This is a genomic window from Mesorhizobium sp. PL10 (assembly GCF_053714315.1).
Map to the genome: position 1 here is coordinate 29,108 of NZ_JBSKBR010000030.1, position 19,773 is coordinate 48,880.

The window sequence follows — 19,773 nt, forward strand, 5'->3', positions numbered from 1 at the left end:
GCGGGTTATGTCGGAAACGTACCCGTGTACCTCGTGGCCGGACTTCAAAAGATATTGGCCGAACGCTTGAACATAGGCGCCGTCTCCGCCGAAGAAAGCATCGTACGGATAGCTATGGACGATTGCTATAGTGGCCATTTTCTACCCCACGTTTCGCCGCCCGGCGCCAGCCTATTCCAACACGTCAAGCGCCGGCCCGCGCCTCGCGCCGGAAGCTGAGCAGCACATCCTGGAACAGGTTGATCTGCCCGAAAACGAACAGCAAGACGAACCCGTAAATGGCGCTCAGGACCACCCCTCCCGCCACGAGCCGCACAAATGAAGAAACCTCCGCGCCGAGATAGTGCTGTACCGCCATCGCGCCCGCCGAGGCCACCATGCCCGACATCCACGGCCTCACGATCACGCCCAACAGATCTCTGACTGAAACCGGCGTGCCACGCAGGCTCCAGGCCAGGTGGGGATAGAGCCAGAGCACCAGCACCGTGGAGTAGCTAAGAGCCACGCCCTCGGGACCGAAGGGAATCCCGAAGCAGTAGGAAACGATGACGAGTGGAGCGATGGCAAAGGCCATATACAGGCTGCGCTTCTGCTTGCCGGTCGAGATCAGCAGCCAATATGTGGGGTTGATGATCCCCAACACCAGGATGGTGGGGGTAAGAAGCCGGAAGATAGTAGCCGCCTCCGTCCATTGCGAGCCCAGAACCACGGTGATGATCTCATGTGCGAATACGAATGAGAACATTGTGATAGGCACCGTTACCGCGATGACGATCGAATACCCCTTGAGGTAGAAGTTCCGTAACCGCGCGGAGTCATGCTGCACCCGCGACAGGGCCGAGAACAGTACAGCGCCGACGGCGCTGTTGATGGTCGCCGTGGGGATGCCGATCAGTTGGAAGGCCCGGGTATACAATCCAAGCGGCCCAGCGCCCCAGAACCGCCCGAGAAGGACTTTCTCGGCATTGTAGCCAACATAGACGACTAGGTTGTTCAGCGTGACGATTCCACCGAAATGCAAGAGCGAGCGGATATTGGCACCATACCGGGGCGGTCCAGGAACCCACCCGGTAGCAATCCAGAAGCCCAGGCTGTTGATCGCCGGCGAAATAAGGGTGGGGGCGACCAGAGCCCAGTATCCATAACCACGGAGCGCCAGCAGCACGCCGGCCACCACGCCTAGGCACAGGGCGCTCGTGTCGATTGCGCTCAAGGTGACATAGCGCAGATTGCGCTCTAGCAAGGCGGCATGCTGAACCCCGCTCGCGTTAAGCAGGAAACCTGGAGCGATCACGATGGCTATCCAGAACAGGCGTGGCTCGTTGTAGAAAGCGGAGATGGGGTAGGCACTCGCGGCGCAGAGCAGCGTGAGGAGGATCCCTACCACCATGTTGACCCAGAACAGTGCCGAGACCTGCTCATACGAAATCTCGTGCTTCTGGATTGTCGCGGAGGAAAGCCCGGCGGTGGTGAAGGCATCGAAAATGCCTGTGAGGGCCACCACCATCGCAACCAGGCCGAAGTCGTTGGGGCTGAGCAGGCGCGCCAATACGGCTATATAGCCGACCCTGATCATCAGGTTCGCGCCCTGATTCACCATCCTGGCGACGCCACTGTGGACGGCTTCGTTCTTAAGGCTGCGGCGGTCATTTCTCGCAGCCAGGAGCTCTTCGGTCATGTGTCGCTGGCAGCATGCGCGCGCGTCTCAGTTCGAGCGAGCTGCGCCTGCTTTCTCTGATCAGTTATGTCGCCAGATACCCTTTCGAGCCATCCTTCCCGCCACCAAGGATAGACGGCTCTTGGGCACTGCATCCGGCAATCGCTATACCGCGAATTGCACCAGACTTTCTCCAGGATAATAGCCGGCCCCCTGAGCTTGTTGATGAGTCCGGTCTTTTCATTGACAAACGTTGTTACCCGCGACCTCACTCTGAAGGTATGACCGCAATAGGGAACCATCTCTGCATCGAAAGTAAGACCGACGCTCTTATTGTCGGTGTCCAAGGTCTCGAGTATTTCTTCATAGGACTTGACCCTGATCAGCTCGCCTGGTTTGAGATCAAGCTTGACGGTTGGAACCGGTCGGCCGGTAGGGATTGATCCACGATATCGCGGGAACGGCACGCCGCCGTAGAGGCGTTGCACCTTGTCATAAACCCAGCTGACAGCCACCGATAGCCTGGTGAGGCCCAAACGGCGCAGGTAATAATAGCAACTGAACACCGCTGCATAAACGAACCCCACGAAGAGGCGCCATGCGTCGGCATTTCCGGAGACATAGTCTTCCAAATATTGTCGAACATCCCACCAAGGAAGCGGGGTGGTCGCCTCCAGAAGTTCTGTGGCTTGGCATGAATATCTGGGACCGCCCGAAAATGGTTGGTTCTTTGCGTGTGTGGCAGCCAGCACATCGCTCTCTGTGCAACCCTTTCCGTCCGCCATCTTCGTTTGCAGCGAGGTAGCCTCATCTGAGGACGGTGCGTCCACAGGCTTAAGCCATGCCTCCTTCCAGAAAATCAGGCACGCAGCCTGACAGCCTCCAAACGCGCCGCCGTCGCACCTCAGGTTTTCAAGATGGATGCCGTCGGACAATTTACGTCCACCGGCAAAGTTGATCGTGTCGCACGTCTTGTGCGCGCGCTTGTAAACGCGAAAGCGACCGCCACAATATTGAAACATCTGCGGCATGAAAGGAAGATTTTCAAGCCGCCCCTCTCTGTCGAGCGTGCGAAGGATCTCTTCCTTGGACCGCACTACCACCCAGTCGCCGGCCCTCAGTGACATTCAGTACTCCCGCTCACGGCACGTTCCGGAACCAATGTAGTTTTCATACTAGCAAAACCATACCATCCCCGAATTCCGATGGCCGTCCCCAAATTAGCAGTAGCTACCCTCCACCTTTGACTAAGTGGACGAATGGCTGTCAGATCTTTACGACATAGACAGGGATGGCGGTCTGCCGACGCAGGCATGCCGGCAACCTTCCTGACAAACTTGGCGAACGTGCGCTTCAGCAGAATCTGCCTGACTACGAAGCGGCTCCCAGCGAAGATGCAGAATCGCTGGTGCGGAGCGAAGCAGTTTCCTGGCGGATCCGCAACAATCTGGAGCGTCCTCATGCCCAGCGTTGACGTAGTCATTCCGAACTATCAGTACGGGCGCTTCCTGTCTGGCTGCATCAAAAGCGTGCTGTCGCAGGATGTGGAGAATTTGCGCGTGCTCGTCATAGACAATGCGTCTACGGATAACAGCCTCGAGGTAGCCCGTGCCTTGGCGGCCGCCGATCGGCGGATCCAGATTATCGCTCATCCCGTCAATGTCGGTCTTACGGCCTCCATGAACGAAGGCATCGACCATGCGGCAGCGGATTACTTTACGATACTTTGCTCCGACGATATTCTCGCGCCCGGCAGCCTGTCGCGTGCCATCTCCATCATGGAGCAACATCCCGCAGTGACAGTCGCTCAAGGAAAGGCGCAAATCCTTGATGTCGAAGGTGCTCTGCCGACCGGGTCGACCACCACAGATCCGCCGACTTGGACAATCATTTCGGGGTCTGAATATATAGAGAAAATCTGCCGCCACCCGCTGCAGCGGCCGGTCGGCTTTATATTGGTACGAACCGCGGCGCAGAAACACGCAGGCTATTACACCAAGGAATTGCCCTTTACCAACGATCTTGAGATGCTGATGCGGCTGGTCAGTTTAGGTAATGTTGCTGAGACAAAAGCGGTCCAGGGAATTCGAAGGGAGCACAAGGATAATATTTCTAGTGCTTACTGGCATGACTTCAATCTTAGGTTATATTCTGTATATAATGCCGTCGATGCTTTCTTGTCGTCCTGCAGTATTTACGAAAATCAATCAGCAAAGTTGCTTACGCTTGCGCGAGTGAGTTTGGCCTGCGACGCCTACTGGTCGGCTGTATCACACCTGATCCGGGGAAGATATCGTGAGGCCTTTGACCTATTCAAGTTCGCCTTCAGCCTGTCGCCGCGTTTGGCAATCCTTCCTCCTGTTGCTCATCTTCTCAGGACAAAGAATGTTCTCTCTCGGACCCGAATGGTTTTCTCCGAGGCATTTGGGCGGGGCTGATACGAGAGGTCGTGCCCGCCTGTCCCGGAGTAAGGACCAAATATTCGATGTAGCGGGCCAGGGCCAGGGTGCCCGTGCAGTGCCAAATGGTTGGTGTGGGCATGCCGTCCAATAGGCGTGGAATGACCCTCTAAAGGGGTAACGAGAACCTTCGCTCAACCGTATGGGCAAATTGCACCCAGCATCCGCAGTCCCGACTATCGCGAATGTCGAGGTCCGGCAGGGAGACCGTTATCATGTCCTTTCGTTTCGCAGTTGCGACGGCCTGCTTGCTGGCGACGGCCGCGCCTGCTTCCGCCGATTTCCTCTGGGGCGTCAACGGCCATCCGATAAGTTCCTACCCGGGCGTCCCGGTCGAAACGCAACTCGATTTCATCAAGGATCTCGGCCTGAAATCATATCGGGTCAACGTCACGGCGGAGGACGATACAGATACCCTTGCCCGCCTTGTCGAAGCCGGAAAGACGAGAGGCATCGAGATACTGCCCGTCATCACACCCGGAGTCGATCTGGACCAGGCCAACCCGGACGAACTCTATGGGAAGGCCCGAAGACTGGCGGTTACTTTCGGCACCAGGTTCAAGAACGACATTCGCGTTTGGGAGCTCGGCAACGAGATGGAAAACTACGCCATCATCAAGCCGTGCGAGAAGCGCGACGACGGATCGCAATATCCATGTGCGTGGGGACCTGCAGGGGGAGTGGGGGTACTCGACTACTATGGCCCACGCTGGGTGAAGGTGAGCGCTGTCCTCAAAGGGCTGTCCGATGGCATGATTGAGGTCGACCCAGGGATCAGGAAGGCATTGGGCACCGCCGGGTGGGGCCACGTCGGCGCGTTTGCTCGGATGAAGCAGGACGGGATCGCCTGGGACATCTCGGTCTGGCACATGTATGGCGAAGATCCAGAATGGGCCTTCCGCGAGATTTCGAGCTACGGCAAACCAATCTGGGTGACCGAATTCGACAACCCCGAGGGCAGCCAGCGTAGCGACCAGCAGCAGGCCGAAGGCATCAAGCGGGCCATGACGCAGCTCCGCGAGCTCAATGAAAAGTACAAGGTCGAGGCCGCGCACATCTACGAACTGTTCGATGAGACCTACTGGGCTCCCAGTTTCGAAGCGAAAATGGGATTGGTGAGACTAACCCCGGCATCCGATGGAAAATGGAGGCCTGGCGAGCCGAAGGCTGCCTACAAGACGGTGCGTGACTTCACCCGCGGTCCTCGGCCGCCAACCAAGCCGCATCGGAACTGCGACCCGGAGACCACGGCTGCGGCCGAATCCACGCAGGTGCGGCAGGCGAGTTTCGTCTACTGCCTCATCCTCGGCCATGAGGGTGACAGCGCCAGCGTGGAACAGTGGGCGGCGGCCCTGGAAAGCGGACAAACCAAACTCCCCGACATGATCATGGAAATGATGGGCTCGGACGAATTCAAAACTAGATATGCCACGATCGGCCTGACCGACCGCGAATATATCGGCTTTTTGTATCTGCTGCTTCTGAACCGCCCCGCAGACGGCTACGGGGTCGAGACCTATGCCGTCCAGTTGCGTGGGGGCTCCATGACGCGTGAAGCCGTGGCCTTCGGAATCATCACCTCAGCGGAGTTCCAATCCGGGCACGCCGCCATCCGCGAAACATCCACGGTCGCGACCCCCGGGTGAAATGGAGTCGTGAATTTGCCAAGACCGAACGACAAATTACAAACCACGCCAGCATCTAAGGCACCGTCACTCTCGGGTCGGGAAAGCCGATAAGTAGGCTGATGGAAGCATCGCAACTCGGCGAAGGATCTCCGAAGAAGATCCTCCGATTGGACTAGGCGCGCACCACCCGAAAGGTGCAGTGAGCGGCAAACCTTCGTCCAACTGGGCATTCTGATCGCCTATTGGCGTTCTCCCTCGCTGTTTTCAGCCCAAGTAGCCTCTGCGCGATCATTTCTGCTCGGGAAAAGGTGTGCGATGAAAGTCATGGTGACCGGCCATCAAGGCTATATCGGCTCGGTGATGGTGCCGATGCTGCTCAGCGCGGGGCATTCGGTGACGGGTTACGACAGCGATCTTTACCGGCGCTGCACCTTCGCTTCGGGCGGAGAGCGGGCCAGCGTTCCCTCCATCCAAAAGGACGTCAGGGATGTGGAGGCCCGCGACCTCGAAGGGTTCGATGCCGTTATCCACCTCGCGGCTCTTTCCAACGATCCGCTGTCCGACCTCGATCCGGGCACCACCTACGAGATCAACCACAGGGGCACAGTCCGTTTCGCGAAGGCGGCCAAGGAGGCCGGCGTATCGCGCTTCTTGTTCGCGTCATCGTGCAGCAACTACGGACAGGCGGGCGACGGAATGGTCGACGAAACGGCCGTGCTGAACCCGGTTACGGCCTATGGTTGGTCCAAGGTGCTTTCGGAACGGGATATTTCAGAACTGGCCGACAGCAGCTTCTCGCCCATCTATTTCCGGCCCGCCACGGCCTACGGCCTGTCGCCCCGGCTCCGCTTCGACATCGTGCTGAACAATTTGGTCGCCTGGGCCATCACCAAAGGCGTGATCCTCCTGAAGTCCGATGGGACACCGTGGCGGCCGATCGTACATATCGAGGACATTTCAAGGGCGTTCATCGCCGGACTGGAAGCGCCACGCGAGATCATCCACAACGAGGCCTTCAATGTGGGACGGACGGACCACAACTACAGGATCCGAGACATAGCCGAGATTGTCGCAAAGGTCGTGCCGGGCTGCCGACTTGAATTCGCGGCGGATGCTGGGCCCGACAAGCGGTCCTACCGTGTCAATTTCGACAAGATCGCGCGCGCTCTTCCTGCCTTCAAGCCGCAATGGGATGCGCGCAGGGGCGCCGAGCAGCTTTACCAGGCCTATTGCAAGTCGAACATCACTCTCGAGGAATTCGAGGGGCCGCGCTTCCAGCGCATTGGTCACATCCGGTACCTTCTGGCCAGCGGACTTCTCGACGAGCGGATGCGGGTCACCGAAACTTCGCGAGCGCTGGAGGCAGCGGCGGGGTAACCGGATGGAACGCGTGAACCCCGACGGGCTCGGCCCGCCGCCATCCACCGGCGTTGGCCAGGAAATCTATGCCTTGGCGGAACGCCTCTTTCCGATTTGCAGGAGCATCACCGGAGACGGTGTACGACGAACGCTGGATATCCTGTCGGGGCACGTTGACCTGGAACGGCATGAGGTGCCCACCGGCACGCAGGTGTTCGACTGGACTGTTCCCAAGGAGTGGAACATCCACTCGGCGAGCATCAAAGGCCCGGATGGACAAACGGTTGTGGATTTTGCCGACTCCAATCTGCACATCGTCAACTACAGCTTGCCGTTCAAGGGAACCCTGCCGCTCAACGAGTTGAGACAGCATATCCATACACTGCCGCAACAGCCGCAACTGATCCCCTACCGCACAAGCTACTACGCCCCGACCTGGGGGTTCTGCATGGCCCACGACCGTGTGGCCAAAATGCCTCACGGTCTCTACCGGGTGGAGATCGATGCCGAACTTAAGGACGGCAGCCTCACCTACGGCGAATACCTGCACCGCGGGCAGACGGAGCGCGAATTCCTGCTTTCGGCACACATCTGCCATCCGTCCCTGGCCAACGACAACTGTTCAGGCCTTGCCCTGCTGGCGATCCTTGCGAAAAGACTGAAGGCAAGGAAAACACGCTACAGCTACCGCTTCCTGTTCGCCCCTGGCACGATCGGCGCGCTCGCGTGGCTGTCCCGCAACGAGAGCCGGATACATCTCATCGACCACGGCCTGGTGCTGTCATGCGTGGGCGACGCCGCGAGCCCGGCATACAAGCGCAGCCGCCGCGGCGACGCCTTTATCGACCGCGCCATGACGCACGCGCTCGGGCGTGAAGCCGGGGCAAGGTTGATGGATTTCTCCCCTTACGGCTATGACGAGCGGCAATATTGTTCGCCAGGCTTCAACCTTCCGGTCGGCATGTTCCAGCGAAACGTTCACGGCACCTTCCCCGAATACCACACGTCGGCTGACAACCTCGATTTCATCAGGCCAGAGCACCTGGAGGATTCCTTCCGCATCCTGACGGAGGTGATCGACATCGTCGAACGGGACTGGACGCCGTTGAACCTTTTTCCAAAGGGCGAACCACAACTTGGCAAGCGAGGTCTCTACGCCTCCCTTGGTGGGCAGAAGACCTCGGGGGCAACGTCGATGTCCATGCTTTGGGTGCTCAATCTCGCTGACGGACAGCATTCACTTCTGTCGATGGCGGAACGCTCGGGCCTGCCATTCAGGGAACTGGCCGCCGCGGCGAGGCTGCTCTCGGATCATGGCCTGTTGGCCGAGGCGGCGCCGTGAGCGCCGTCCAGGTCGAAAGCCGAATATCACTTCTGTTGGGCTCGACTTTCTAAGGAAATCAGGAGGAATCTAGTGGGCATTGAAGCATTCGTTCCAGAGCCCTTAAGAGATCCATACCGACGCCTACGGTCGGTTTTGAAGAATGGAATGCTGGCTAAGTCTAATACTGAGATTTTCAACTCAATCTACAAAGCGGCGATCTGGGGAAAATCGGAGAATGAAGGGGCTTACTCAGGGCCTGGCTCCTACGACCCCTCAGTTCCAACCTATGTCGCATTTGTACGGAATTTCATCATCGAGCAACAGATTGAAAGTATCGTTGAGATTGGCTGCGGCGATTTTGAAATTGGGCGGCAGTATGCCGATTGTGTAAAACGCTATCTAGGAGTTGATGTTTCGTCATTCGTGATCGAGCAAAACCGAGAAAAATTTAGGCGTGGCGGAATTTGTTTCGAGCACCACGATGCGAGCGAGCAGAACCTCCCAAAATCCGATCTGTGCATCATCAGACAAGTTTTGCAGCACCTTGATAATAGCACCATCGGTGAAATTTTGGCACACACGGCTGTGCACAAGTTCGTTCTGATCACAGAACATCTGCCCGCACCGTCCAGGCTCAAAAAGCCAAACCTCAACAAGCCGACGGGTCCGGACACCCGCGTCGTATTCAATTCCGGTGTTTACATCGACCTTCCACCATTTGGGCGGAAAGGAACAACGATGCTGACTCTGCCGGTAGCAAATCCACAGGCTGGTCCCGGAGAGGAGATGAGGACGACTCTTCTAGTAAACTTTTAAGGGATGGAGCTCCCAAAGCAGCCGCTACGACACCAGCTTCTTCAGCAGCGGCCAGTTCATGTCCCTTTCCGACATTGCGGTCGGCAGCAAGGGCCAGTTTATCGAAAAGGCAGGGTCGTTGTAGCGGACACCCGTCGATGCGTGGGGCGTATAGAACTGGGATATGAGATACGAGACCTCGGCATCGTCCGTGAGAGTCTGGAGCCCGTGGGCGAATCCGGCGGGGATGTAGATCTGTTTCATGTTTTCGGGTGTCAGTTCGAAAGCCAGCCAGCTGTGGCGTGTCGGCGAGTTGAGGCGCATGTCCACGACAACATCGAAAATCGCGCCGCGGACACAGGACACGAGCTTCACCTCCGCGTATGGATCCTCCTGATAGTGCAGCCCCCGAAGGGTTCCCTTCTTCACCGAATGTGCGCGGCTGTGCTGGACAAAGCGCGTCGCCAGCCCGCAATCGGCCATCTCTTTTTCGCAAAAGAGACGGGTGAAGGACCCGCGGTCGTCAATCACTGGCCTCGGCTCGATCAGCCAGACACCCTTCAGCTCAGTCTCGGTAAACTGCATATCGCCTTAACCCCCAGTGGCCGGGCAAGGACCGGCGGTCCGATTGTCGGCACCGCGTGCCCGGCTGGAAGAGCTACCTAAGCCTTAGGTGGCCTCTCCGATCGCGGTATGCCGGGGCCGAGCGCACCACCCGTTCGGTGGTCTCGGCGGCGCCGTTGCGCCGGCCGTTCCCTATAAGGATTAAGGCGCCCAACGGATTGGCAAATCGAACCCTTAGGCGCTGCGTCCTAACCTGAGTCGAGAAAGAAGCACTCTCCAAAGAAGGTCTCTCTACGGAGGCGCGGATGGCACGGGTTCTTCGTCACGCCCCCGCGTTTCCGTCTTTCAAACCATCGCGCCAGGAGCACCGAATGAACATTGAGGCTGTCGAAATCGTTCGCGACTACAACACGACACGCCGGAACGTCGGCTGCAGGCTCTGCGGATCGCGCCTTCATCACACTCTGGTCGATCTTGGCATGTCGCCTCCTTGCGAGAGCTTCCTGCAGGCCGATCAGCTTGACCAGATGGAACTCTACTATCCGCTCCACGTGCTGGTCTGCGAGAGTTGCTACCTGGTGCAGCTCAAGGAGTATATGAGCCCCGAGACCATTTTTAGCGAGTACGCCTACTTCTCTTCGTTTTCGACAAGCTGGGTGGCCCACTCGAAAGCCTATTGCGAAGCGATCACGAAACGACTTGGGCTTGGCGCCCACAGCTTTGTGGTGGAACTTGCAAGCAATGACGGCTATCTGCTGCAGCACTTCCTGCCACTCGGCGTTCCCGTGCTTGGCGTCGAGCCGGCGGCCAACGTTGCGCGCGCAGCGGTCGAGAAGGGCGTGCCCACTCGGGTCGACTTCTTCGGGGTGCGGCTGGCACGTCAGATGGTGGCCGAGGGACTCCGCGCCGATCTGATCATTGGCAACAACGTCCTGGCGCAGGTGCCCGACCTCAACGACTTCGTCGCCGGAACAAAAATCCTGCTCAAACCAGAGGGCGTCGTCACTCTCGAGTTCCCGCACATCGAGCGGCTGATGGCCGAGAACCAGTTCGACACCATCTACCACGAGCACTTTTCATATTTCTCGCTGCTGACGATCGACCTGATGGCGGCCCGCCACGGGTTGCGGCTGATCGACGTCGAGGAACTGCCCACCCACGGCGGCTCGCTGCGCGTTTATCTCGCCAATCAGGGCAGCCGCCGGGCCACTCATGACAGTATCGCCGAACTCCTTGACCGCGAAAAGCGGCATGGGCTTACGGAAATGACGACCTACACCTCCTTCGCCTACAAGGCGCAGCGCGCGAAGCGCGATCTACTTGCGTTCCTGGTCTCGGCCAAAAACGAGGGCAAGAGGATTTGTGGCTATGGCGCGCCTGGCAAAGGCAACACGCTGCTCAACTACTGCGCCATCGGTACCGACTTCCTCGACTTCACGGTGGACCGCAATCCCTACAAGCACGGTCGCTTCACGCCGGGGATGCACATCCCGATCAAGCCCATCCACGCGATCGACCAGGCCAAGCCGGACTATATCCTGATCCTTCCGTGGAACCTGAAGGACGAGATCATCCGGCAGATGCACCATGTCGCCGCCTGGAACGCGAAATTCGTCGTGCCAATTCCTTTTGTAACCGTGATTGATCCATCGGAGTTACACAGATGAAAGTCATTCTTTTCTGCGGCGGCCGCGGGACCCGGATCCGCGACTATTCCGAAAGCATACCGAAGCCGATGATTCCGCTCGGCCCCCAGCCGATCCTGCGCCACGTCATGCAATGGTATAGCGACTACGGGCATGACGAATTCGTGCTGTGCCTGGGCTACAAGGCCAACATCATCAAGGATTTCTTCCTCAATACCCGGCCGCAGACCTTTTCCGATTGTGTGGTCACGCACGGAGGGGAGGACGTGAAGCTGCTCGGCGACACGGTCAAGGACTGGAGCATCACCCTGCTCGACACTGGCATCTGGCGCAACATCGGCGAGCGCCTGTGGGCCGCGCAAAACCACGTCAGGAACGAGAAGATGTTCCTCGCCAACTATTCTGACGGCCTTACCGATGTCGATCTCGACGATATGATCAGGAAATTCGAGGCCAGCGGCAAGATCGGCTGCTTCCTCGCCGTGCACGCGCCGCTGACATACCACCTGGCCGACATCGCAGAAGATGGGCGCGTGCGCGAGTTCCGAGCGGCGCAGACATCGGAGATCTGGATTAATGGGGGCTACTTCGTGTTCCGCCCCGAAATCTTCGACTACATGCGTGACGGCGAGGAACTCGTTGTCGAACCCTTCAAGCGGCTGATCGATGACAACATGCTGATGGCATACAAGCATGAGGGGTTCTGGCGTTCGATGGATACCCTGCGCGATTGGCAGTCGCTCGAAGACATGGTCGAGAAAGGCGACATGCCCTGGAACATGAGGGTCACCGCCGAGAAGAACAGGCGCAGCGTCGTGCTGGCCGCATCATGAGGGGCCTTAGCCTCGCACGTCGCGGGGAGGAACTGTCAGTTCTCTGCATTGGAGCCCATTCCGACGACATCGAGATCGGCGCCGGAGGCACTATACTCGGCATGATCGCGTCGGGGATCCGACTGGACGTCCACTGGTGCGTGCTGAGCGCGGGCGGCCTGCGGTCCGCGGAAGCCAGGGGGTCGGCCGAGGCGTTTCTCGAAGGATCGCGCTCGTCGACGGTAGATGTCGCGGATTTCGAAGACAGCTACTTCCCCACCCATAGCCGATCGATAAAGCAGTGGCTGATCGAGGTAAGATCACGGATTGATCCCGACGTGGTATTAACCCACGCCAGGTTCGACGCCCATCAGGATCACAGGGAGGTTAACCAACTGACCTGGAACGTCTTCCGCGATCATCTGGTGCTCGAATACGAGATCCCGAAATGGGACGGCGACCTTTGCCAGCCCAACGCTTACGTGCCGCTCACGGCAGACGTGCTGGAACGCAAGATCGAACTCCTCCACAAGCATTTCGGGACGCAACGCTCCAAGGACTGGTTCGACCGCGCGACATTCGCTGGGCTTGCAAGGTTACGCGGGATGGAATGCCGGGCACCCGAGCATTTCGCCGAGGCGTTCACGCTCCGAAAAGCCAAAATTCTCTAGCAGTTTTTTACACATTCCTCCGCGAGAAAACTAACGGTGGATCAACAGACAAATCGGGTGAAAAGCCATTGAACTTACCGGGCGATCTGCTTACAAACTCACCGTCGAGCGACGTTCGCTGAAAAAGACATATAGACCCAGCGATTCAGAGCCGACGGATTTTTTTCCATCCATTTTGAAGTCGGGGAATCATCAACGTGAGCAAAGAAGAAATTGCTCGTGGATTTTCGCTCAGCGAAGCCCGGATCGGAACGGTCGAGGGTGGAGAATCCGGTGTTCTGGTGTGGAAATCCGACCAGTTGGTCGCCGTCCTTACCCTGATCGACGAAGCGGCCTATTGCACGAAAGGCAAATGGTTCCTTGAGACAGGCTTCGGGCTGCTGAGTGGCCAGCACAAAAACTTCGATACGATCGAGGAAGCGATTAAATGGGTGAGCGGATATACCTTCTCCGCGCCTGTTGCCGTTGCAGATTGATCGGCGGATTTCGCGGTGGCAAGGCACATTGCTCAGGTCCCGCGGACCTTCGCGACTGTGTCCTGATCAGCTTGTCAGACAGGCTTCGTTGACGTCCCAGGCGAGCCAAAACGGTGCGAGGACGAGATATTCGCCTTCCGCGTGCTCGAGACCCCGGATGCCATTCATGCACGAATATAACTCAGTCTTCAAAGCTGAAAACGCGACCCAGGGTTCACCAAGCCGGGCCGTCTTGTTGCTCGTGGTCACTCCTCAGCCAGAGTTCCTTCTGCGAAGAGATCGTTGACCTTGTAGGCGACTTCCGTCCGGTTGGTCGCCTTCAGCTTCTTCATGATGTTTCGAATGTGGACCTTCACTGTGCTTTCGCGCAGGTTCAGTTCGTAGGCGATGATCTTGTTCGCCTTGCCGCGTCGGAGCGCCTGGGCGACCTCAGCCTGCCTGAGCGTGAACATGCCCGTCAAAGGCCGCGTATCACAGTTGCCTGAATCTATCAGGTGCCGCATCGAAAGGACACTGCTCGCCGGGACGAAGATGCCTCCCGCTGCCGCAAGGTTGATCGCCTCGACACACACGTCAATCCCGACCGAAGTCGGAATGTAGCCGCGAGCGCCGCATTCGAGCGCCGTCAGTATCTGTGCAAGATCCTCGGTGTCGGCCAGGATAACCACTGGGACTGACTTGAACTCGGACGAAATATTCTTGATTTCATCGGCGATGCCATGATCACTCACTTTCCGACCGCCAAGGTTGAAGAGAATGGCTGCAAGGGGAGGGGCCGAGCCCTTCTTCGTGCGCCATTCTCCGATCGAACCCATGGCGACAACCGCCATACCGAGGTCATGGTCCTCAAGGGCCGATGCGAGACACTCGCGGTCTAGAGCCCTTCCGTCCAGGATGAGAAGGCATTGCCTACCTTCGTGGACATTTTCCGTTCCGCTCGCCGAAATTCCTGTCTGGTTTGTTGAAGTGGAATTGTGCAATCCTACTGTTGAACCCATACTAGTACCCGCCTTTCCCCAACGCGATCTGCCTTGTGGCGGTCAATAGAGCTAGAGCTCCGTCATTCTTTTGGATTGAATTTTGATACCCCAGCCCACTTGATAGCTTCAGGCTGGATTACCCCAGCTTGGAGCGCTCGGCAGTTCCTGACTGCCGCCACCTAGAACAGCTTGAGCAGTCTATGAGGTATTTATAAGCAGTCTCTAACTTATGTTAGTTTTATAGAAATTTTTAGTCTTAAAGAAGACGTCACCCAGCTGACCCCAAGGCGCTGCGATCCCTTGAAGACGCAGGAACGGGACGCCCTTGCCAGACCTTCGGACATATCATGCCGTCAGCCAAGCAGATCACCCAATCGCGAATGTTCGGCCGGTTGTCATCCGTTAGGCGGAAGCAGTATTCGCTCGTATCCCCTGACAACATTACATCTTACCTCCAAAAGCTTCGCTGGGCCTCCAAAAGCTTCGTTGACGGCATATCTGCCGGGCTGGACATTGGAATGCCGGCGTCTGCTCAAGGCTCACGCGGCCTGTCTGCAGCGAAAACGCGGAGACAGGATAGGGGAGTCACTGCCCGCCCAACGGCTCCCCTATCGCTCCGGCCGGCGAACACGCGGTCACTCCAGATTTCACAGACGTTTGATTTGGAAGGGCATGCGGAATCCGCTTGCACGGCGTGGCTGAAGTCGACAGAAATTAGCCGCCTAATACCCGAAAGCTTCGCGGACGTTCGATAGAGGCCTGGTCTCAGGCGTTTCCTTGCGGCTCAGCCTTGCTTAGCCACTGCACATCCACAACCGTTCCGTCTGTCTGGATCACGGCTTCGAAGGCGGCTATCAACCTTTTGGCGGCTTTGCTGGCAATGTGGGACTCGGGGTATTTTGCCTTCACGGCCAGCGCACTTTCGTAAACTTCCTTGAGTTGCCTGACCTGCTTGGGACCGAATGCGCCACGTACAACCTGAATGGTCATACCGCTTCTCCTCCTGGTGCCGGAACTCCAACGACCCGCCCGTTGCCCGGCGCTCCCACAATTTCATCATTAACATGCTATTGGCAGCAAAAATATTGCAATGGCAGTATAAGATTACCCCTTTCTCTGGTCGAGATGTGCTTTGGTGGACGTTCGCATATTGAGGGTTAGCCATTTGCAGGAGGCGCAGGCCGGATTGCAAAAAGACCGCCAGCGCGAAACAAATCGAGATATCCAGTGACCCGCCGGTCGCTGCATATCCTGCTCACGGCTGTCGTAACGCACACATGATCGGAGGACGTGAAAATGGGCGGCTTTCGCTTCGAGAGAGCAGCCAATTTAGCCTTCAAGCCAACGCCTTAGTGGACGATCACCTTCAGTACCGACCATGGGAAGGCGTATCTGCCATGTCCTGCAGATGCGTATGTCGGCTACGTCCTTTGGCTCTCTTGCACGGGATACCAATCTGCCGAAAGATGAGCCGTCGGACAGCTCGTGCGTCCGCATAACCCGGGGCCAAACCAGCCGGGAGGCTCGATCAGCAATGCAGATGTCCTTGCCAGGGCTGCTCGTGGCCGTGGCCATTTTGGTCGTCGCCTACTATTCCAGGGGAATGCTGATCATCGGACTGGTCGCCTCCCAGGCATTCGGTGCGACAGCCGTTGTGACGCTAACCTTTTTGGGTGGGTCGTCTCCGTTGATCTACACGCTGTTTGCGGCGCTGCTCGTAACGGCCGTCGCTGCGAGACGCCGCATCTGGTTCGATCTTGGAAGAGTGTTCGGAAGTATCCGCCCGATCTGGATTCTGACAAGCCTGATGGCTTACGCAATTATCGGAGCATGGCTGTTTCCAAGATTCTTCGCAGGTCAGACTGCCGTTTTCGTGCAGTCGAAAATCCGGGGTGCGGTCGTCGAAGCGCCTCTGGCCCCGGTTTCAGGCAACATTTCACAGACGGGCTATTTCATTCTTGGCGGGCTCACCGCCATCGCTCTTTGTGTGCTGCTGCTGCAGTCCAACAGGGTTGACCAGCTCCGCCGCGGCTTCTTCTTGTGGTGCGGTCTGCAAACGGGCATGGGGCTGATCGATCTTATTGGCAAGAATGCGGGGGCAGGAGATCTGCTTGCCCCGATCAGAACCGCCAACTACGCACTTATTACGGAAGCGGTCGAAGCGGGATTCGTGCGGATCACGGGACCTTTTTCAGAGGCCTCTTCCTTCGCCAGCGGTTCCCTCGCCTGCCTGGCATTCTGCTACACCTATTGGAGGAAGACCAAGTCACGCCTTGCCCAGTGGTTGGCGGGCATTCTGCTCTTCCTGACCATTCTGTCGACCTCGTCGACCGCCTACGTCGGTCTCGCTCTCCTGTGCCTTCCGGTCGCCTTCTCGATGTTGGTTTCGGTGTTCAAGGGGCGGGTTGAGCGCGAGGAGATACTGATCACCGCTTTGATGACGACAGGCGTGGTCGCTATCATGGGCATCAGCCTCTACAACGCCGGGATGCTTGAACCCTTCGTCAGGTTGGTTAACACCACTATTATCGACAAGGCAGCTTCGGGCTCCGGCGAGGAGCGCGCCTACTGGAACGTCAAGAGCTTGCAATCCTTCCTGGACACCAGCGGCCTTGGCGTCGGTTTCGGCAGTTCAAGGGCATCGAGTTGGCCCATTGCGGTGCTTTCCCAGCTCGGCTTGTTCGGTTCCCTGATGATGGCGATCTTGGTCGGCGTCCTGGTCAGCGGAACGGGGCGGATGCGGGAATGGGTAGACCCAGAAACCGATGCGGTCGTGACCAGCGTCAGGAATGCTTCCCTCGCCGGCGTAGTTGCCGGCTCAGTGTCGGGCGGCAGCGCCGACCCAGGCATCCTCTTCTTCATCGCACTTGCCGTCGTTTCCACCACGAGGGTCCGTGCCCGGCGCACCATGGGGCTTAGGCGAACCACCGGACATGACGGCTTCCTCTCTCATGGTGGACTTGCCACGCCGGCACCAGCAGGATCGGTCAACCGGGAATGAGATCGAGGAATTCGAAGACGGCCCCCGGCCAGCTGTCGGATAACCTTGAAGAGTTCCATGGGCCACACGACCTGTATTCGTGGGTGCTGGCAGCTGGGGCGCTCAGGAACTCGTTCTATCTTATGCCGACAGGATTGGGGTTGGTGGAAAACCTTCCATTCCGCTGCAGGTTCGGCCGCCGGGCTGAGCCTGGTATATGATTTCCGCCGAGATTGACGTGCCCAATCTCGACGATCGCACCGGCATTCAGAAGCACAACCTGCCGGGGGAACTCTTCGGACCGGGAGCGACCGCCGACGGTCAGCAGATCAAAGTCGGATTTGGGGTCAATTCGCGACTTTCTCCCAGAAGGTTGAGCGTCTGGAACCTTCGTTGCGGAGCCAGGAGCCGCCGTTCCTCTGTCGGCCTAACTGCTGCATTTTCCGCTTTGAGGCAAAATAATTCTCAACTATGGTCCGTCAGGCTTAAGGCATGGGGGATTGCCGATGGTTTTGTCACGCAGGGGTGTCGTGCTCGGCGGCCTGGCGGTGGTCGCGGTCGGTGCAACCGGCAATATCGCTCAAGCCGCGGCGGCAAAATCCTATTTCGCCGGTACCGCCAGCGACAACAATTTTGTCTATCGCAAGACCAACTTCGCCAAGATCGACAAGAGATGGCATCGCCAGATCGTCAAGTATTTCAGCAGCGAGTCGGTCGGCACCGTCGTGGTCGATACCCGCCACCACTTCCTCTACCTCATCATGGAAAACAAGACCGCCATCCGCTACGGCGTCGGCGTCGGCAAGGAGGGCTTCAAATGGTACGGCCGCGCGACGATTGACCGTCGCGCGCTCTGGCCGCAATGGGTCCCGCCCCCCGAAATGCTTAAGCGCAGGCCGGAGCTACCGCCCATGATCGCAGGCGGCGCGCCCAACAATCCGCTCGGGCCGCGCGCGCTCTATCTGTACCGCGACGGCGCCGACATCGGCTACCGCCTGCATGGCACGCTGGAGCCATGGAGCATCGGCACCGACGCTTCCAGCGGCTGCATCCGGATGTTCCCGGAAGACATCATAGATCTCTACCAGCGGTGCCCGATCGGCACTGCGGTGGAGGTCCTGCCGCACATCGCCGACCAGGCGCCCGCTTCCACCACTGTCGAATGATGGCGCACCATGAACCGCATGATTGAAAACACGCGTCGGCTGATCGCCGCCGGCCTGCTGGTGCTAGTCGCATCCTGCTCGACCAGCAACACGCTGGCCCCGCCCACGCCCGACGTCACCAACGCCGAGATTGCCGGCTTCCAGAACGTGCAGCCGGGCAGCGAGGAGGATTTTATCCTCAATGTCGGCCGCCGCACCTATTTCACGAAAGGTTCGGCCGAGCTCGATTCTGTCGCCAAGACCACCCTCGACACCCAGATCGCCTGGTTAACAAAGCATCCGCGCTGGCTGCTCAAGCTGCAGGGTTTCGCCGACGATCCCGGCGCAAGTGAAACGGCGCTGTCGCAGAAGCGCGCCGATGCGGTGATGGACTACCTCGCCGCCGGCGGCATAGACCGCAACCGCATGTGGGCCAAGGGCTATGGCAAGGACAGGCTCGTCCGCGACTGCCCCGACGCCGCCTGCAGGTCGCAGAACCGCCGCGTTGTGTCTAATTTGCGCGATGAGCGGGACGAGTCGTAAAGGCTGCTGTTTTGCTTGTCACCGAATCAGCGTCTCACACGCGACGGCGGCATGGCTGCTTCGCGCCCATGAGCGATCATTCGGAGGTTTGATAATGACTCCGCGTAAGGGCTGCAGTTGCGGAGCCCGGGGTTCCTTCGCCATCCCACCCTTGCGCTCTTCATCGACGTGAGAGACGTCGCCGACCAATTTGAGGTTCTGAATGCTGGCTGCCTTCGCCATTTCCGCAATGGAGTGCGGCTGGTCGTACGAAGGGATTTAGACGCTGGCCCGAACTTCTGTGACTCGACGGCGCACGGTTGCCGTGATGGCGACCTAGATTCGTGCGGTACTTGAATTCCCGCAGTTCGGACCGAGGCGACGAAGAGCGTGCCGAACGATCGTCAAAAGAAATCCGGAAATGGTCGTGCCAGCGGCGTTTGAGACAAAGACCACATTCACCACCCTCAAAGAACGCTCTTTTCAGAACCATAAGGTTTGGCAATGCGGACCATGCCTTTGGTCCGAAGCCTCTGGTATAAATAGAATATGGTCATCAACCCGGTTATTGTTCCAATGCCAAGGCAAAGCGCGAGCAATAGGTCTGCACCGACACCCAAGGCAAGCAGAGCAACGCCCGCCGCAGCGACAATCGCATTTACGAATGCGATCATAGTCGCGGCGGTCGTCAGGTATGGGGCATCCTTATCTTCCGAATCAAAGGATGCGCTATGGGCCAAGTTCTGCATGGGAGC

Annotated in this window: 18 protein-coding genes; 12 read left to right on the forward strand and 6 right to left on the reverse strand. The window is 58.2% G+C overall.

Annotation, left to right across the window (positions count from 1 at the left end; translation table 11 throughout):
- Positions 1-184: 184 nt before the first annotated feature.
- Together ACWGTO_RS28990 and ACWGTO_RS28995 are read right to left on the reverse strand one after the other, a co-directional pair.
- Positions 185-1,678 (reverse strand): lipopolysaccharide biosynthesis protein, encoded by a 1,494-nt coding sequence (locus ACWGTO_RS28990; RefSeq protein ID WP_454578212.1) that lies wholly within the window; start codon positions 1,676-1,678, stop codon positions 185-187.
- A complete protein-coding gene (locus ACWGTO_RS28995; RefSeq protein WP_454578213.1) occupies positions 1,675-2,784 on the reverse strand; it encodes a hypothetical protein in 1,110 nt (369 codons plus the stop codon). Before ACWGTO_RS28995 ends, ACWGTO_RS28990 begins: the two co-directional genes overlap by 4 nt.
- Before the next feature lie 333 nt (positions 2,785-3,117).
- Here ACWGTO_RS28995 and ACWGTO_RS29000 point away from each other — a divergent pair, with 333 nt between their 5' ends.
- From ACWGTO_RS29000 to ACWGTO_RS29020, 5 genes are all read left to right on the forward strand, one after another.
- Positions 3,118-4,095, forward strand: a complete 978-nt coding sequence (locus tag ACWGTO_RS29000; RefSeq protein WP_454578214.1) for a glycosyltransferase family 2 protein — start codon at positions 3,118-3,120, stop codon at positions 4,093-4,095.
- 236 nt (positions 4,096-4,331) lie between these two features.
- Entirely contained in the window at positions 4,332-5,762 is a 1,431-nt protein-coding gene (locus tag ACWGTO_RS29005; protein WP_454578215.1) for a DUF4214 domain-containing protein, read from the forward strand.
- Between the two features lie 297 nt (positions 5,763-6,059).
- Positions 6,060-7,121, forward strand: a complete 1,062-nt coding sequence (locus ACWGTO_RS29010) for an NAD-dependent epimerase/dehydratase family protein (protein ID WP_454578216.1) — start codon at positions 6,060-6,062, stop codon at positions 7,119-7,121.
- Positions 7,122-7,125: 4 nt separating this feature from the next.
- Positions 7,126-8,445 carry a DUF4910 domain-containing protein gene (locus ACWGTO_RS29015; protein ID WP_454578217.1) on the forward strand — a complete coding sequence of 440 codons (1,320 nt, stop codon included), beginning with the start codon at positions 7,126-7,128 and terminating at the stop codon, positions 8,443-8,445.
- 72 nt (positions 8,446-8,517) lie between these two features.
- Positions 8,518-9,243, forward strand: coding sequence for a class I SAM-dependent methyltransferase (locus ACWGTO_RS29020; RefSeq protein WP_454578218.1), 726 nt, complete (start codon positions 8,518-8,520; stop codon positions 9,241-9,243).
- Positions 9,244-9,267: 24 nt separating this feature from the next.
- On the opposite strand, the gene rfbC is transcribed toward ACWGTO_RS29020, so the two are convergent.
- Entirely contained in the window at positions 9,268-9,807 is a 540-nt protein-coding gene (rfbC, locus tag ACWGTO_RS29025) for a dTDP-4-dehydrorhamnose 3,5-epimerase (RefSeq protein WP_454578219.1), read from the reverse strand.
- Positions 9,808-10,157: 350 nt separating this feature from the next.
- On the opposite strand from rfbC, the gene ACWGTO_RS29030 reads away from it, so the two are divergent.
- From ACWGTO_RS29030 to ACWGTO_RS29045, 4 genes are all read left to right on the forward strand, one after another.
- A complete protein-coding gene (locus tag ACWGTO_RS29030; RefSeq protein WP_454578220.1) occupies positions 10,158-11,453 on the forward strand; it encodes a methyltransferase domain-containing protein in 1,296 nt (431 codons plus the stop codon).
- Positions 11,450-12,265, forward strand: coding sequence for a sugar phosphate nucleotidyltransferase (locus ACWGTO_RS29035; protein WP_454578221.1), 816 nt, complete (start codon positions 11,450-11,452; stop codon positions 12,263-12,265). The genes ACWGTO_RS29030 and ACWGTO_RS29035 overlap by 4 nt, the downstream gene beginning before the upstream one ends.
- Positions 12,262-12,915 carry a PIG-L deacetylase family protein gene (locus tag ACWGTO_RS29040; RefSeq protein ID WP_454578222.1) on the forward strand — a complete coding sequence of 218 codons (654 nt, stop codon included), beginning with the start codon at positions 12,262-12,264 and terminating at the stop codon, positions 12,913-12,915. Before ACWGTO_RS29035 ends, ACWGTO_RS29040 begins: the two co-directional genes overlap by 4 nt.
- Before the next feature lie 197 nt (positions 12,916-13,112).
- On the forward strand, positions 13,113-13,391 hold the full coding sequence (locus tag ACWGTO_RS29045; protein ID WP_454578223.1) for a hypothetical protein: 279 nt from the start codon (positions 13,113-13,115) through the stop codon (positions 13,389-13,391).
- 245 nt (positions 13,392-13,636) lie between these two features.
- Here the strand turns inward: ACWGTO_RS29045 and ACWGTO_RS29050 are convergent, their stop codons facing one another.
- On the reverse strand, positions 13,637-14,389 hold the full coding sequence (locus ACWGTO_RS29050) for a LuxR C-terminal-related transcriptional regulator (protein ID WP_454578224.1): 753 nt from the start codon (positions 14,387-14,389) through the stop codon (positions 13,637-13,639).
- 747 nt (positions 14,390-15,136) lie between these two features.
- Entirely contained in the window at positions 15,137-15,361 is a 225-nt protein-coding gene (locus tag ACWGTO_RS29055; RefSeq protein WP_454578225.1) for a hypothetical protein, read from the reverse strand.
- A 544-nt stretch (positions 15,362-15,905) separates the two neighbouring features.
- Between ACWGTO_RS29055 and ACWGTO_RS29060 the strand changes: the two genes are divergently transcribed.
- The 3 genes from ACWGTO_RS29060 (at position 15,906) to ACWGTO_RS29070 (ending at position 19,039) form a co-directional block, all read left to right on the forward strand.
- On the forward strand, positions 15,906-17,372 hold the full coding sequence (locus ACWGTO_RS29060; RefSeq protein WP_454578226.1) for a hypothetical protein: 1,467 nt from the start codon (positions 15,906-15,908) through the stop codon (positions 17,370-17,372).
- A 485-nt stretch (positions 17,373-17,857) separates the two neighbouring features.
- Positions 17,858-18,517, forward strand: coding sequence for a L,D-transpeptidase (locus ACWGTO_RS29065; RefSeq protein ID WP_454578227.1), 660 nt, complete (start codon positions 17,858-17,860; stop codon positions 18,515-18,517).
- A gap of 9 nt (positions 18,518-18,526) precedes the next feature.
- Positions 18,527-19,039 (forward strand): OmpA family protein, encoded by a 513-nt coding sequence (locus ACWGTO_RS29070; RefSeq protein ID WP_454578228.1) that lies wholly within the window; start codon positions 18,527-18,529, stop codon positions 19,037-19,039.
- Between the two features lie 446 nt (positions 19,040-19,485).
- Here the strand turns inward: ACWGTO_RS29070 and ACWGTO_RS29075 are convergent.
- On the reverse strand, positions 19,486-19,773 hold a 288-nt coding region (locus ACWGTO_RS29075; RefSeq protein ID WP_454578229.1), incomplete at its 5' end, for a hypothetical protein.

Bases quoted from the DNA above. Each gene is read 5' to 3' on its own strand.
- ACWGTO_RS28990 (WP_454578212.1), bottom strand. From the start codon at position 1,678: ATGACCGAAGAGCTCCTGGCTGCGAGAAATGACCGCCGCAGCCTTAAG.
- ACWGTO_RS28995 (WP_454578213.1), bottom strand. From the start codon at position 2,784: ATGTCACTGAGGGCCGGCGACTGGGTGGTAGTGCGGTCCAAGGAAGAG.
- ACWGTO_RS29000 (WP_454578214.1), top strand. From the start codon at position 3,118: ATGCCCAGCGTTGACGTAGTCATTCCGAACTATCAGTACGGGCGCTTC.
- ACWGTO_RS29005 (WP_454578215.1), top strand. From the start codon at position 4,332: ATGTCCTTTCGTTTCGCAGTTGCGACGGCCTGCTTGCTGGCGACGGCC.
- ACWGTO_RS29010 (WP_454578216.1), top strand. From the start codon at position 6,060: ATGAAAGTCATGGTGACCGGCCATCAAGGCTATATCGGCTCGGTGATG.
- ACWGTO_RS29015 (WP_454578217.1), top strand. From the start codon at position 7,126: ATGGAACGCGTGAACCCCGACGGGCTCGGCCCGCCGCCATCCACCGGC.
- rfbC (WP_454578219.1), bottom strand. From the start codon at position 9,807: ATGCAGTTTACCGAGACTGAGCTGAAGGGTGTCTGGCTGATCGAGCCG.
- ACWGTO_RS29030 (WP_454578220.1), top strand. From the start codon at position 10,158: ATGAACATTGAGGCTGTCGAAATCGTTCGCGACTACAACACGACACGC.
- ACWGTO_RS29035 (WP_454578221.1), top strand. From the start codon at position 11,450: ATGAAAGTCATTCTTTTCTGCGGCGGCCGCGGGACCCGGATCCGCGAC.
- ACWGTO_RS29040 (WP_454578222.1), top strand. From the start codon at position 12,262: ATGAGGGGCCTTAGCCTCGCACGTCGCGGGGAGGAACTGTCAGTTCTC.
- ACWGTO_RS29050 (WP_454578224.1), bottom strand. From the start codon at position 14,389: ATGGGTTCAACAGTAGGATTGCACAATTCCACTTCAACAAACCAGACA.
- ACWGTO_RS29055 (WP_454578225.1), bottom strand. From the start codon at position 15,361: ATGACCATTCAGGTTGTACGTGGCGCATTCGGTCCCAAGCAGGTCAGG.
- ACWGTO_RS29060 (WP_454578226.1), top strand. From the start codon at position 15,906: ATGCAGATGTCCTTGCCAGGGCTGCTCGTGGCCGTGGCCATTTTGGTC.
- ACWGTO_RS29065 (WP_454578227.1), top strand. From the start codon at position 17,858: ATGGTTTTGTCACGCAGGGGTGTCGTGCTCGGCGGCCTGGCGGTGGTC.
- ACWGTO_RS29070 (WP_454578228.1), top strand. From the start codon at position 18,527: ATGAACCGCATGATTGAAAACACGCGTCGGCTGATCGCCGCCGGCCTG.